General features: G+C 66.8%; 11 protein-coding genes and 1 pseudogene. 9 read left to right on the top strand and 3 right to left on the bottom strand.

Going from position 1 to position 13069, the window contains the following annotated elements; genetic code table 11:
• The first annotated feature begins 8 nt into the window (after positions 1 to 8).
• A complete protein-coding gene (locus tag A5694_RS05850) occupies positions 9 to 1271 on the top strand; it encodes a phthiocerol/phthiodiolone dimycocerosyl transferase family protein (RefSeq protein WP_064920894.1) in 1263 nt (420 codons plus the stop codon).
• Here A5694_RS05850 and A5694_RS05845 read toward each other — a convergent pair.
• A complete protein-coding gene (locus tag A5694_RS05845; RefSeq protein ID WP_064920893.1) occupies positions 1264 to 2094 on the bottom strand; it encodes a class I SAM-dependent methyltransferase in 831 nt (276 codons plus the stop codon). The two genes, A5694_RS05850 and A5694_RS05845, sit on opposite strands and share 8 nt — an antisense overlap.
• Before the next feature lie 103 nt (positions 2095 to 2197).
• On the opposite strand from A5694_RS05845, the gene A5694_RS05840 reads away from it, so the two are divergent.
• The 6 genes from A5694_RS05840 (at position 2198) to A5694_RS05815 (ending at position 9290) form a co-directional block, all read left to right on the top strand.
• Positions 2198 to 2896, top strand: coding sequence for a flavodoxin family protein (locus A5694_RS05840; protein ID WP_109535607.1), 699 nt, complete (start codon positions 2198 to 2200; stop codon positions 2894 to 2896).
• Positions 2897 to 2908: 12 nt separating this feature from the next.
• Positions 2909 to 3418 (top strand): DUF2505 domain-containing protein, encoded by a 510-nt coding sequence (locus tag A5694_RS05835; RefSeq protein WP_064920892.1) that lies wholly within the window; start codon positions 2909 to 2911, stop codon positions 3416 to 3418.
• Complete coding sequence (locus tag A5694_RS05830) at positions 3415 to 4143, top strand: nitroreductase family protein (RefSeq protein WP_064920891.1); 729 nt, start codon at positions 3415 to 3417, stop codon at positions 4141 to 4143. Before A5694_RS05835 ends, A5694_RS05830 begins: the two co-directional genes overlap by 4 nt.
• 154 nt (positions 4144 to 4297) lie before the next feature.
• Entirely contained in the window at positions 4298 to 5884 is a 1587-nt protein-coding gene (locus tag A5694_RS05825) for a hypothetical protein (RefSeq protein ID WP_125225038.1), read from the top strand.
• A 258-nt stretch (positions 5885 to 6142) separates the two neighbouring features.
• Positions 6143 to 7771 carry a hypothetical protein gene (locus A5694_RS05820; protein ID WP_131809521.1) on the top strand — a complete coding sequence of 543 codons (1629 nt, stop codon included), beginning with the start codon at positions 6143 to 6145 and terminating at the stop codon, positions 7769 to 7771.
• Between the two features lie 166 nt (positions 7772 to 7937).
• On the top strand, positions 7938 to 9290 hold the full coding sequence (locus A5694_RS05815) for a hypothetical protein (protein WP_064920888.1): 1353 nt from the start codon (positions 7938 to 7940) through the stop codon (positions 9288 to 9290).
• 39 nt (positions 9291 to 9329) lie between these two features.
• On the opposite strand, the gene A5694_RS05810 is transcribed toward A5694_RS05815, so the two are convergent.
• On the bottom strand, positions 9330 to 10400 hold the full coding sequence (locus A5694_RS05810; protein ID WP_234786324.1) for a PE-PPE domain-containing protein: 1071 nt from the start codon (positions 10398 to 10400) through the stop codon (positions 9330 to 9332).
• 148 nt (positions 10401 to 10548) lie between these two features.
• On the opposite strand from A5694_RS05810, the pseudogene A5694_RS22400 reads away from it, so the two are divergent.
• Positions 10549 to 11352: pseudogene (locus A5694_RS22400) on the top strand (SDR family NAD(P)-dependent oxidoreductase); the annotation flags it as partial.
• 75 nt (positions 11353 to 11427) lie between these two features.
• Positions 11428 to 12213, top strand: a complete 786-nt coding sequence (locus A5694_RS05805; RefSeq protein ID WP_185746561.1) for an alpha/beta hydrolase — start codon at positions 11428 to 11430, stop codon at positions 12211 to 12213.
• A gap of 41 nt (positions 12214 to 12254) precedes the next feature.
• Here the strand turns inward: A5694_RS05805 and A5694_RS05800 are convergent, their stop codons facing one another.
• Entirely contained in the window at positions 12255 to 13067 is an 813-nt protein-coding gene (locus tag A5694_RS05800) for a phthiotriol/phenolphthiotriol dimycocerosates methyltransferase (RefSeq protein ID WP_064920946.1), read from the bottom strand.
• Positions 13068 to 13069: the final 2 nt, after the last annotated feature.

Raw genomic sequence — 13069 nt, 5'->3', positions numbered from 1 at the left:
ACCGGAAAGTGTTTGCCACGTCGGTCATTCGGAAGCTGGCGATCAGCGAGGAAATGCTCGCCGAGACCCATAATTTCGTGGGCCTGGCCGCGCACGTCACCGGTCCGGTCGACCTCGACCTGCTCTCGGAGGCCTATGAGGCGCTGCTGGAGGCGCACCCGATCCTCACCGGGCGCTTGGAGCGGCTGCCCGACGGCCGGCATCAGTTCGTCACCGACGATCTGATGCCCGACGGCATCGAGGTGATCGAACTCGCTCACCCCGACGCCGAACCGCCCGCCCCGCACTTCGATCAGACCGAGTCACTGGTCGCGCTACGGGTGGTCATCAGAGACGGGCAAGCGCAGCCGACGCTGTATGTGCACCACGCCGTCGCCGACGGCCACCACATGTACGCGCTGATCGAGGAGATGCTGTCCTTCTACACCGATCTGGTCACCACCGGACGCATCGGTGCGATCAACGTCGAGCCCGCACCGCAGTCGATCGAGGCGGTGCTGGCCGACCGGGGCATCGAGAAGCAGCAGCGGTCCGGGATCGAGCGGTTCATGCCGGCGCTGTTCGCCTATGACCTTCCGCCCACCCGCCGGGCCGTCGCCGACCAGACCCCGTCGTCGCCGGTACGGGTCCCGATGGCGTCATGCCGGCTGACCGAAAGCCAGACCAACGATGTGGTCGCGTTCGGGCGGGCCCACGACCTGAGCCTGCACGCCGTGCTCTCGGCGGCGGTCCTGATGGCCGAATGGCAGCTGCGCGGCAAACTGAGCATCCCGGTGCCCTACGTCTACACCGTCGACTTGCGATACTTTCTGTCACCACCGGTTTCGGCGACCGGCTGCACCAACCCGATCGGGTTGGCCACCTACCTCGCCGAGATCGACGCCAAGACCGATCTGGTCGAGATGGCCCGCGACATCGCCGAGAACTTCCAGAAGGACCTCGATGAGGGCGTCATCCAGCAGTCCCGGCTGCACTTCAGCCCCCAGTACGTCGGGAACCCGCCGGGCCTGCCGGACGTCGTGGTGTTGAGCAACAACGGTCTGGTTCCGCCGGTGCGCACCCCACCCGGGGTGGAGGTGACCACCACTCACGGCGAGCTGTACTTCGCGGTGAGCGCCGGCATCGACATCTACTTCACCCAGATCTTCGCCGGACAGCTCAACATCGAATACCACTCGCATGGACCCGAGCCGGAGCGCTCGGTGGAGGCCATCCGCGCGCTGCTGTGCGGCATCGCCGAGCAGCATGCCGCCGCGGCCGGCGTCAGCTGAGGCGGCCGAAAGCGTAGCGGTGGTACTGCAGCATTCCGCGCAGCGGCGGGACCACGCGGACCACCCGGCTGGATCGCCGGAACCCGGCCGGCACCCGGCTGAAGGTCTCCGCGTCGAAAAGGTTGGCAGCGGCCAACAGTCGGATACCGGTGACCTTGTCGAGAATGTCGCCGGGGCTGTTGACCGCCCAGTGCAGCGTGGCACCGGACTGCCGCTGCAGTCGGTGGGTCTTCTGCGACTTGATCCCGAACCAGTTGTAGAAGTCGATCTGCAGTTCGCCGGCCCCGAAGCGGTCGACCACACTCTGCAACAACGCCACACCGTCGGCTTCGGTCAGGTACATGCTGATCCCCTCGGCCAGCAACAGCACGGGGCGGTCGGTGGGGATCTCGTCCAGCCAGGACGGGTCGGTCGCCGAGGTAGCCATCAGGTGATAGCCCGGGCGGCCGGGATAGATCTGCTCACGCAACGCGATCACCGGCGGCTGGTCCACGTCGTACCAGGCCACTTCCGGGCCCGGATCGATCCGGAAAACGCGGGCGTCCAGGCCGCAGCCCAGGTGGATGACGGTGGCCTGCGGGTGCGCGGCCAGGAACTGGCGCGCCCAGATGTCGTACTGGGCGGTGCGCACCGTCACCAGGGGCGCCCACCGGCCGGGGGCTTTGAGTGCGTCCCAATCGAAGTCGATGCGCTCGACCGCCTCCTTGGCGAACCGGTCACCGAGCACCGGCGAGTCGAAGTCGGCGTCGAGGGCCTTGAGGTACAGCGTCGTCAACATGGTCGCCGCGGCACCGTGCAGGTCGACGGGGATCTTGTCTGCCACGTCGGCGAGCCTAATACGCTTGGCGGACACTCGATGCACCGCACGGTCGAACCCGGCGGTTCAGCGAGGCTCGACGCAGGAGAGCCGAAGCCGGGGCCGCCGCATGAACCAGGAGGCACACATGACGGATGAGAACACCGCGGGCGGCGGGACCGCGCCGCGGATCTTGTTGCTCTACTACAGCTTCACCGGGCAGGCGCGTAAGGTGCTCGATACCGCCGGTGAGGTGTTCACCGAGCGTGGTTGCGAGGTGGTCGAGGCCGGTATCGAGTTCACCGATCCCCGCTACGCGCCGCGGTTCTCGCGGTTCCCGATGCGGCGGGTGTGGCCGGACATGCTCAGCGTGCTCAAACCCCAGCAGCGGGGCGAGACCGGGGCGATCCGCATTCCCGATGCGGTGCGCGACGGCGACTATGACCTCATCTGCATCGGTTCGCCGACGTGGTGGAAGGCGCCGGCCATGCCGATCCGGTCGTTCCTGCAAACCGATGAGGCGCGAAAGCTGTTGGACGGCAAGCCGTTCGCGGTGTTCACTGTGTGTCGCGAGTATTGGCAGGAGAACTACGCCGAGGTGGCCCGGCTGGGGGAGCAGTGCGGTGGCCGCTACACCGACGAGATCCATTTCACCTATCCCGGCGATCCGCTGCGCTCGATGCTGTCGTTGACCAGCTACCTGGGCAGCGGACGCTACCGCAAGCGCTACCTGGGTCTGCGCCTGCCGCCCACCAACGTCCAACCCGAGCAGCTGGACCGGGTCCGCACGTTCGCCGCGGGCCTGGCGAGCCGCTTGTTCGGAAAGTAGAGAAAGGCACCGATGCCCCGTTCCTTCGAGATCGTGTTCGAGTCACCCGCGAGTGTCGAGCAGGTGCATTCCGCATTCGGCTCGCGCGACTACTGGCTGGCGCGAATCGACGCCTTCGAGGGCGAGAAGACCCTGGACTCGCTGACCGTCGACCCGGACGGCGTGGTGCACGTCGTGGTCACTGAGGACCTGCGGCATGGGGCACTGCCGGGGATCCTGACCAAGGTCTACCGCGGCGACCTCAACATCGTCACCACCGAAGTCTGGACCCCCACCGGTGACGGCCGGGTCAACGGCGACATCGATGTCGCGGTGATCGGCGCGCCGGGCCGCGGCAGCGGCACCGCGGTGCTGCAACCGGCCGGCAGTGGTTCGCGGATGGACCTCACCGGGACCGTCGAGTTCAAGATCCCGCTGGTGGGTGGGCCCATCGAAAGCTTCCTGGCCAAGGAGTTCGCCCAGGGCATCCCGGAGATCCAGCGGTTCACCGCGGAGTGGCTGAGCGGCGGGGCCGGAAAATGAGCAGGCCGGACACACCGCGGTTCACCCCCACACACGTGCCCGATCCGGCCGAGGCGCTGGCCCGCCTCGACATGCCCCTGGCCGAGGCGATGATGACCCAGCGCGCGGTCCGGCGGGTCTACTCGGAGCCGGTCGACGATGCCGTGGTGCTCAAGTGCATCGAACTGGCGCTGCGGGCCCCCACCGGCAACGACGGCCAGAACTGGGAGTTCATCGTGGTGCGGGACCGCCGCGTCAAGGAAGAGCTGGCCAAGCGTTACCGGCAGGCGTGGAAGATCCAGCGCGGGGTGGTGCTGCGGCGCAAGCTCAAGACCGACGCGTCGATCGCCGGCATCGCGCGGGCGATGGAATGGCAGATCGACCACTTCGCCGAGATCCCGGTGCTGGTCGTGGCCTGCCTGCGGCTGGGCGCCCGGGAGGGGCGGCTGCCGGTGGTGCGGATGCCGCACATCGCGGAGTCGGCGTACTGGGGGTCGATCTACCCCAGTGTGCAGAATCTGCTGCTGGCGGCCCGTGCCATGGGGCTGGGCGCCTCACTGATCACGCTGCCGCTGTGGAGTCAGCGGGCAGCGCGGCGCATCCTGGGTCTGCCGCATGCGGTCACGCCGTGCTGCATCGTGCCGCTGGGCTGGCCGCGTGGACGTTACGGTCCCACCACCCGGCGGCCGGTCGGCGAGGTGGTGCATCTGGACGGCTATGGCAACCGCGCCTGGCTGCCAAAATGATCCATTTTGGATGAAAACCCGCAGCGCAGGGGTGCAAAAGTTTTACGCTAGCGAAAAAAGATGACGAACGCTTGTAAAAAGTCGTCTGGGCGTACCGCGTGGGTGTAGATTCGGCCGGTCTTGTGTAGCGCAATGGCCGGGGGGACTCATGTACATGCCGAAACACTCATCGGACGCCAAGGTCGCCGCGTTGGCCGCGGCCGGCGTCCTCACCGCGGCGCTGGCCGCGCCGGTGCCGACCTCGCCGGGGATGTCTGCCGTCGAGCGCGAGCTGCTGCTGGTCAGTGGCGCGGACTCGCTGCTCAACGTTCCGCTGAACCTCTTCCAGGCACTGGTCAACGTGCCCAGCACCGAGATCGGGGCGATGACCATCCTGGGCAACTCGCTGATCTACAGCGGGAACTGGTGGTCGCCGAGCGCCACCAATATCTGGGGGGAGGACCCGGGCGACCCGGGGCACTTCATGGGCATCGTCGACATGATGTTCCCGTTCCCCCAGATCTCCGGGCAGGGCAGCCCAGAACCGGGAGCGCCCGGGTTCAGCTGGGACGACGCCGCCGCCGGACACCTGGGCCTGGGGCAGCAGCTCACCCTGCTCGCCGACGCCGAGATCCCGACCAGCGCGTCCAGCGACGCCGACTACAGTGCGCCGCTGCTGCCGTCGACCGAGATCACCGGCTCCTCTTTCTTCGACCACAACGCCTGGTTCTTCGCCGCACTCTCCGGCCTGCAGCCCTACCCACTGTTCCAGCATTGGTTCCAGGTGCCGCTGTCAGACCTGTTCAGCGGCTACACCTTTCCCACCGTGATCAACCCGGCGATGGGAATCGGAACCGACAGCGCGGGAAACCCCGACGGCTCGGTGCCCAGTGACCCCGTCCTCGGCTTCGTGGGCACCCACCCGGCGACCCCGGATGACATCGCCAACCTGCCTCAGGACGCCGCGACCCAGTCGCAGGGGATTCACGTCGTCCCCGGGACCGACGACGTTGTCAACGGCAATGGCAACCCGGTCAACCTGATGCCGTGGTCCAACGAGACGTTCAAGCTGGACCCGCTGTACCCGTTCCAGAACTTCTGGAACAGCCTCCAGGCGCCGGTCGACCTGAACACCTATGCCAGCGGCTTCCAGATCCCCACGCTCGAAGAGTTGGGCCGGGCGCTGCAGACGCTGGCCGCGGGCCAGATCATCGCCTTCGACCCGTCGTCGCCCGGAGACCCGTTCTGCGGCACCACCTGTCTGGCGAATCCGTCGGCGACGCCGTTGGCACTGGTGACCGAGCTGGACAGGCTGTGGCCGGGCAACCCTTATATAGAGGACTGGCTGACCCGGGCCAATGCGGACAACCCGCTGAACGCGTACTACGGAATGGCCAACGGTCCGACACCGCACCAAGTGGACGTCAACGACGCGTTGTCACAGTCCCTGCAGCAGTGGTTCGACGTGGGCAACCCGTCGCCGGATGACCCGCCGGCCAACGTCGACACCCCGATCTCGTTCTCGCCGTCGCCGGCGATGCAGCAGCTCATCGACCTGATGCAGCAGTCGGGGGTTCAGCAGTTCTTTGCGGACTGGGCGCAGGTGGCCGGCTATCAGCCGGTGGACTTCGCCGACCTCACCCCGGTGCTCGGGGCCGCTACCGACAGCGGCGACGTCGGTAGTTCCGCCGTCGGGACCGCGGACGGGTTCACCGGTCTGCTCGACGCCATCGGCTTGGGCGACCTGAGCGGGCTGCTCTAGACCGGTGTACTGCCCGACCCAAAAACAGCCGATGACAACGATGAAGTGCTACTTAGCAGACCGTGTTCCGCAGGCCGTGTAAATTAACCCGTACTCGCTTAGACACGGAACCGTGACACGGATATGCTGTCACGGTTCGTGGGGACTAAAGGGGGACGTGTGAAGCATGGTGTGACGCGTGGGCGGCGGTACGCAACGGGTGGTAGACACCGCGCGAATTCCGAGCGTCGAGTCGCAACGACAGGTGCGCATCGCGCAATGCCGCAGCGCCGGCACGTGACAGCGGGCGCGGCTTTTGCTGCCGCGAGCGTCGTGGCGATCGCCCCGGTGGCGCCGGTCGCACCGTGGAAGTCCGGCCTGACGGCCGCTGAGCGGGCGGTGCAGCTGGCCGCCGAGGCCTCGATCCTCAACATTCCGTTCAACCTGTTCCAGGACCTCGTCAACATCCCGTACAACGAGGTGTCGGCCACCAACGTGCTGGCCAACTCGTTCTTCTTCACCGGGAACTGGTTCACCCCCAGCGCCACCAACATCTGGGGCGAGGACCCGGGCGACCCGGGCCACTTCATGGCCGTGATGGACTACCTGTTCCCGTTCGCGCCCCAGCTCTCTGGCCTGTACGACCCCACGATCGACCCGGATGCCCTGGCCAACGGCACCGCGGGCTGGGGCCAGCAGTTCGCGATGTTCGCCGCGGCCCTGCTGCCGATCAGCGTGTCGTGTGACTCGATCCAGTGCTACCCGATGTCTCCGGTCGAGCCGATCACCGGGATCACCGGTTTGGACGCGATGCTGAACTTCTTCGCGAAGTTCACCAACTTCCCCAACGACGACAATCAGCTGGACCTGTTCAAGTACTGGCTCAAGGTGCCGATCCAGGACATGCTGAACGGTTACAAGTTCCCGGACAGCCCGTTCAGCGACCCCGACAACCCCACCTCCGGCGGCATCGCCAACCCGGACGCCGGTGTCGGTGAGGGCGGCGCGGTGCCGGGCGGGCCCATGTACGGCGGGAGTCCATGGTCCGGTGAGGCTCAGCCCGGCTTCGGCTACCCGGGCACGCATCCGCTGCTCGACGAAAACGGCGACCCCGTCCTCGACGAGCACGGCAACCAGATCAACCTGATGCCGTGGGCCGGCCTGACCTTCAAGCTGGATCCGTTCGGCCCCATGCAGAAGTGGTTCGACAGCCTGATGCAGCCGGTCGACTGGAGCGTCAACGGCGACGACCCGCTCACCGGCTTCCACTTCGCCAGCTCGGACGACGTCTTCCAGGCCATGAAGGCCCTGATTGCTGGGATGGTCGTCGACTTCAACCCGTACGTTGCGGGCAGTCCAATGTGCCCGGGACTGTGCAATATGCCGCCGGTCTCCCCGCCGTGGGGAGTGACCACCCTGGACCTGGTCAAGTCGATCCAGTCCATCGGCGCCCCCAACCCACTGATCCAGCAGTGGATCGACCTGACCGAGCAGGACGCCGAGAACGCCGTCGGCAATGCCAACGGCGGAACCGACGAGCAGATCCTGGCCGGTATCTCGGCGCTGCAGACCGGTATGTTCACCTTCGACGCGGACACCCACAACAAGATCATCGACGCGCTCGCGGCCATCAACCCCTGGTTGCCGGCCCTGGTCGTCAACGGCGGGATCCTGACCGACCCGGGCCTGCTGGGGCCGTGGCCGATCAACCCGGAGACCGGCTACTACATGCCGCCGACCTGGAACCCCGACCTGCCGCTGGACATGCAGGAGATCGGCGACTACGGCGGCAAGAACTCGCTGCTGGTCTGGGACGACTTCCTGCACGCCCTGGACCCCGAGCACGACAGCGTCTATCTGGGGCTCACCGACCTGTGGGCCGAGATGTCGAGCTGGTTCGGCTTCTAGACCAACAACACAGCAGCCCGGCCGTTTTCGCGGCCGGGCTGCTGGGCTTTTGGGGGCACCGCGCTTATCGGTTGCGCTCAGGAAATTCTTTGGTAGATTGCGTAAGCCGTCTTAGGTCCGGTCATCTCAGACGCGCCTTTTCACCGTCACTGGAGGAATCATCGGGATGGTCGCGGCCCTGCGCAGCTACTCCACCGCTGGGTTGGCGATCACGATGGCGGGACTCATCGCCGTCGCTCCGGCCGCGCCACCGGTGCCCGCTCCGGCCGCCGCGGTTCACCTCGCCGAGCGTCTCAGCGCCGGCGAGTCATTGCTCAACGTTCCGCTGAACCTCTTCCAGGCCCTGGTCAACATTCCGGCGAACGAGATCCACGCGCTGGACACGCTGTCGAAGTCGCTGTTCTACAGCGGGCCGTGGTTCGTGGGCAGCCCGACCAACGTCTGGGGCGAGGACCCGGGCGACCCGGGCCACTTCGAATCGGTCATGCAGTTGCTGGTGCCGTTCCCGGAGCTGTCCGGGGCCGGCCATGAAGGGGACCTGTTCTACCCGGGGCTCGGCCAGCAACTGGCCATGCTGGCGACGGTAGAGATCCCGATGCACCCGATTTGTCAGAGCCTGGACTGCCTGCCGGCTATGCCGGTCAGCCCGATCACCGGCTTCACCTGGATCGACCAAGCCCTCTGGAGCCTGCTGATCATCACCGGTCTGCAGAAATTCCCCCTGATCGAGAACTGGTTCCAGGTCCCGTTCTCGGACATGATGGACGGCAACGCGTACTACTTCGACCCGAACTCGCCCGGCATGGTCAACAGTGGCCTGGCGCACGACGGCTTCTATTGGACGGGCAGCCGCACTCTGGAGGAATTGGGCCTCGACCCGGAGGACTACCCGAACATCGACCCGAAGGCTCCGCTGGTGCCGTGGGCCGGGTCGTCGTACGAGATGAACTTCGAGCAGCCGTTCATCAACTTCTACAACAGCCTGCTGCAGCCGTTCGACCCGGCCAAGTTCGAGCTGCCCGACCCGGTCGAGTTCGGCCGGGTGCTGCAGGCTGTGATCGCGTCGATGCTGGTGGCGTTCAACCCGTTCATCCCGGGCAGCCCGTTCTGCCCCGGGCCCTGCCTGTTGCCCGACCCGGCCGGCGACATCACGGATCCCGACGACTGGAACACGCCCAGCTACTACCTGCTGGTGAAGGCGGTTGGCGACCTGTGGCCGGGCAACCCCGTCATCGACCAGTGGCTGGCCCACTACGACGAGGGCACCGCCAATGTGTCGACCCCGGAGATCATCGACTATGAAGCCTGGCTGTGGCGGCTGGGCACGGTGCTGCTGGACCTGAAGAATCCGCTTCCGCCCGACGCGGTGATCGACACCACCGGCTTCCTGCCCACCGTCGAGCAGATCCACAACTTTTTGGGCGACTATCTGTACAACATCGCCGACAACAGCGGGATCATCGGGCCCTTCGACATCCAAGGGCTCTGGGATGCCGTGTTCGACGTCGCCGCCACCTAGTCGGCCGGCCCGATCCGGGGCCGGCCGACCGGAGGTGTGCTAGGCCCCGATCAGACCGGACAGATCCGGCAGATACGGGTACAGATCCGGCAACTCCGATTCCGGCAGCATGCCCAGATCGACCTGGGCGGCGATCCAGCCCTGCTCGAACCCGAGCTGCAGATTCTGCGCCACGGTGTCCCAGTCGATCGGCGGCATGCTCAACGAAATCGGCGTGACGACATCGGCGGGATCGGTGCGGTCATAGCCCAGGTCGATCAGCACCCGCAGCGCGGGCTGCACCAGGTCGGCCATCGCCGGTCCGAACACCGGGAACGCCCGGATCCCGTCGAGCAGCGGAAGGTTCTGCGTCGGGATGAGATAGTAGTCGGTGTTGACGTCTTCTGAGGTCGGAAGCTCGACCGCGTCGGCGATCGAGCTCGGGTCGAACGTCGTCGGCCAACCGGGCAGCAGGGCCGGGTGCAGGTAGACGTAGCCGGCCATCGCGTTGGCGAGCGCGAGGAAGTTCAGCGGATACTTCGGGAAGTCGGTCGCCCCGCTGTACTCGATCGTGTAGATGTCGGTGTGGTAGATCCCGTCCGGCGGTGTCACCGGCATGCCCGAGCCCTCGAACCGAGTGAAGAACCCGCCGTTGGGGTTGCCGAGGTTTTCCAGCAACACGAAGCTCAGGGTGTCCGGATCCGGCTGCTCACCGGGCGGCAGCGCCAGCAGGTTCAACAGTTCCTGAGTAGCCACCGCGGCACTCATCGAGTAGCCCCAGACGGTGACATTGTCGCCGTTGGCCAAGTGCTCCATGATCGCCTTGTCGATGTCGGCGACGCCCTGGGTCAGGCCCGGACCGTAATCGGTCTCCGGTGTGGTCACCCCGACCGGGGTGTAGCCGGGAAACGTCGGCTGCCCGGGAAACGGGTTCTGGGGGTTGAGGAAATCGGCCATCACCTGGTCGATGTACGAGTCCTTCGGGGTGGGCTGAAGGGCCGATCCCATGATGAGCGCGGTGTCCTCGCCGAGCGCGAATCCCGCGCTGAGCATCGAGGTCATCCCCATCAGGCCGGCGCAGCCCCCCGCTACCAAACCGACCGTCAGCCACCGATAGCTGGAATGCGTCATCAAATCCCCCATTTACGTCAGACACATGACCGTGTCAGCGTACACAGGAACTCGCCCCAGCGCCTGTCGAGGGAAGCCGTCAATTTACCCGAGTGTCAGATATTTGCCAGGGGACGCTCGGCGGGGCACCGGACGATAGGGTAGCCAGGTGGCTTTACCAGCACCCGGTCCCGGCCGCGCGGCCATCGTCACCGGCGCATCGTCGGGGATCGGCGCGGCCGTGGCGCGCGAACTTGCCCGGCGCGGTCACCAGCTTGTCCTGGTGGCGCGCAGCGCCGATCGCCTTCACGCGCTGGCCGCCGAGCTGAGTCCCCGGCCGGTGCACGTGCTGCCGGCCGATCTGTCGCGCCGCACGGAACGGGCCGCCTTGCCGGGCCGGATCGCCCACCTGGGTCTGGTCCCCGACGTCCTGGTCAACAACGCCGGCCTGGCGGTGGTGGGGCTGGCGGCGAACACCGAACCGGAGCGCCAACTCGGCCTGGTCGAGGTCGACGTCGCCGCCGTCGTCGACCTGTGCACCAGGTTCCTGCCGGGCATGGTGGAGCGGGGACGCGGGGCCGTGCTGAATGTGTCGTCGGTGGCGGCGTTTGGGCCGCTGCCCGGGCAGGCAACCTACGGCGCTGCCAAGGCGTTCGTCGCCTCCTACACCGAGAGCCTGCGCAGCGAGTTGCGCGGCACCGGCGTCACCGTCACCGCACTCTGCCCGGGGCCGGTGGACACCGGCCTGGACGTCGCGGCGGGGTTCCGCGAAGGGGAGCGCAAACAGGTGTTGCCGGCGGTGATGTGGAAGTCGGTGGACACGGTGGCCCAGGCAGCGGTCGAGGGTCTGGCCGCCGGGAGGGGACGGGTGACACCGGGGTGGGCGAACCGGTTGCTGGTTGGCGCCTACCGCGTCGTGCCGCACGGTCCGCTGCTACCGTTGCTGGCGCGGCGCACTCCACTGTCGACTCGCAGCTCGGGTAAGGGGAAGACCCGGTTATCGTCGATGTCGGGGGACGGCGGATCGCCGGACAGGGGGAGCAGCGTGGTGCTTGAGGTGATCGACAAGGGCTGTGTCAGCGAAGACCATCCGGTTCCGCTGTTGTTCGTGCACGGGGCCTGGCACGCCGCCTGGTGTTGGAACGAGCATTTCCTCGGGTACTTCGCCGACCACGGTTACCGCGCCCTGGCGGTCAGTTTCCGAGGTCATGGCGCCAGTGGCATCGACAAGCCGCTGCGCGACTGCACCGTCGACGACTACGTCGCCGACATCGCCTCGGTCGCCGACAGCCTGCCGGTCCCGCCGGTGGTGATCGGCCACTCGATGGGCGGGCTGATCGTGCAGAAGTACTTGGAGACCAACACCGCGCCGGCCGGTGTCCTGATGGCGTCTATCCCCCCGCAGGGCAACGTTGGATCCAGCCTGCGCTGGCTGCGGCGCCGGCCGGGACAGGCCGTGAAGATGGCGATCACCGGAAAATCCTTGCGCTACATCAACACCCCGGAGCAGGCGCGGGAGAAGTTCTTCTCCGCGAACACTCCCGAAGACGTCGTCGCCGACTGCGCAGCCCGGCTGCAGGAGGACAGTTCCCGAGTCAGCATTGACTGCCTGGTCCTCAGGCTGCCGCGCCCGGAGCGGGTGACGACGCCGCTGTTGGTGCTGGGCGCAGATCAGGACGGCGCGCACACCCGCAAAGAGGTGGAGGCGACGGCGCGCGCCTACCGCACCGAGGCGGAATTCTTCCCCGACATGGGGCACAACATGATGCTTGAGCCCGGCTGGGAGGCCGTGGCCGAACGCATCCACGGTTGGCTCGGCGACCAAGGTCTGTAAGGGCGGTAGGGGCCCGTGGCGCCGTCGCCGACCGAGGCTGGTCAGTCCTTGGTGAAGCAGTACAGCCGGTAGACGAACTCGCCGTTCTTCAGTGCGCCGTTGAAGGTCCAGTCGGTCGCGGCGCTGGCGAAGCGGGCGAGCCCGCCGTGGTGGGCGATCATGTCCTGCTTGCGGGCCAGGTTCTTCTCGTTGCCGCGCAACACCTCCATGCTGATGTCCTCCTGGGACACCAGCCGCAGTCCGCTGTCGGCCAGCTCGGCGTCCCAGCGGGCCAGCTCGCTGCGGCGGCGGAAGTCGGTGTAGAGGAAGTGCCCGCCCGGCGTCAGCACCCGTGCCGCGCCGGCGAAGAACCGCGCCGGGTGCGGGTAGAGGTGCGATGCCTCGACATGCAGCACCACGTCGAACGACCCGTCCTCGAACGGGAGGTTCTCGGCGTCACCCTGGACGAATTCCATCCCGGGCAGCTGGTGGCGCTCCCGGCAGAACTCGATGGCGGTCTCGTTGAGGTCCAGGCCGGTGTAGGAGGCGGGCTTGAACGTGCGGGCCACATACGACGCGCCGCCGCCGTGACCGCAGCTGACCTCGAGCACCTTCTTGCCGGCCAGATCCGTCTGGGCCGCGGTGCGGTGGTACTGCTGGATGAAGAAGCGGTTGACCTCGTCGGAGGCCTCCAGCGGCACCGCCATCGGCGGGTCTTCCTCGTAGCCGTAGTTCAGGAACAGCCAGTCGTCACCGGAGAGCAGTTTGGTCTGGGTGGCGAATCGCTTGGTCACGAACGAGGTGAACAGCAGGTGGTAGACGAACGGGTTCGTCATAACGCGGTGGGAGACCGGATTGAATATCAGGCGGTTCATCG

This window comes from Mycolicibacter sinensis, assembly GCF_001667945.1.
GTDB classification, from domain to species: Bacteria; Actinomycetota; Actinomycetes; order Mycobacteriales; family Mycobacteriaceae; genus Mycobacterium; species Mycobacterium sinense_B.
This window is presented reverse-complemented; position numbering and strand designations above follow the sequence as displayed.

What these genes read in the sequence shown, in the direction of transcription:
- A5694_RS05840 (WP_109535607.1), top strand. Translation starts at nt 2,198, where the DNA reads ATGAACCAGGAGGCACACATGACGGATGAGAACACCGCGGGCGGCGGG.
- A5694_RS05835 (WP_064920892.1), top strand. Translation starts at nt 2,909, where the DNA reads ATGCCCCGTTCCTTCGAGATCGTGTTCGAGTCACCCGCGAGTGTCGAG.
- A5694_RS05830 (WP_064920891.1), top strand. Translation starts at nt 3,415, where the DNA reads ATGAGCAGGCCGGACACACCGCGGTTCACCCCCACACACGTGCCCGAT.
- A5694_RS05825 (WP_125225038.1), top strand. Translation starts at nt 4,298, where the DNA reads ATGCCGAAACACTCATCGGACGCCAAGGTCGCCGCGTTGGCCGCGGCC.
- A5694_RS05820 (WP_131809521.1), top strand. Translation starts at nt 6,143, where the DNA reads ATGCCGCAGCGCCGGCACGTGACAGCGGGCGCGGCTTTTGCTGCCGCG.
- A5694_RS05815 (WP_064920888.1), top strand. Translation starts at nt 7,938, where the DNA reads ATGGTCGCGGCCCTGCGCAGCTACTCCACCGCTGGGTTGGCGATCACG.
- A5694_RS05810 (WP_234786324.1), bottom strand. Translation starts at nt 10,400, where the DNA reads ATGACGCATTCCAGCTATCGGTGGCTGACGGTCGGTTTGGTAGCGGGG.
- A5694_RS05800 (WP_064920946.1), bottom strand. Translation starts at nt 13,067, where the DNA reads ATGAACCGCCTGATATTCAATCCGGTCTCCCACCGCGTTATGACGAAC.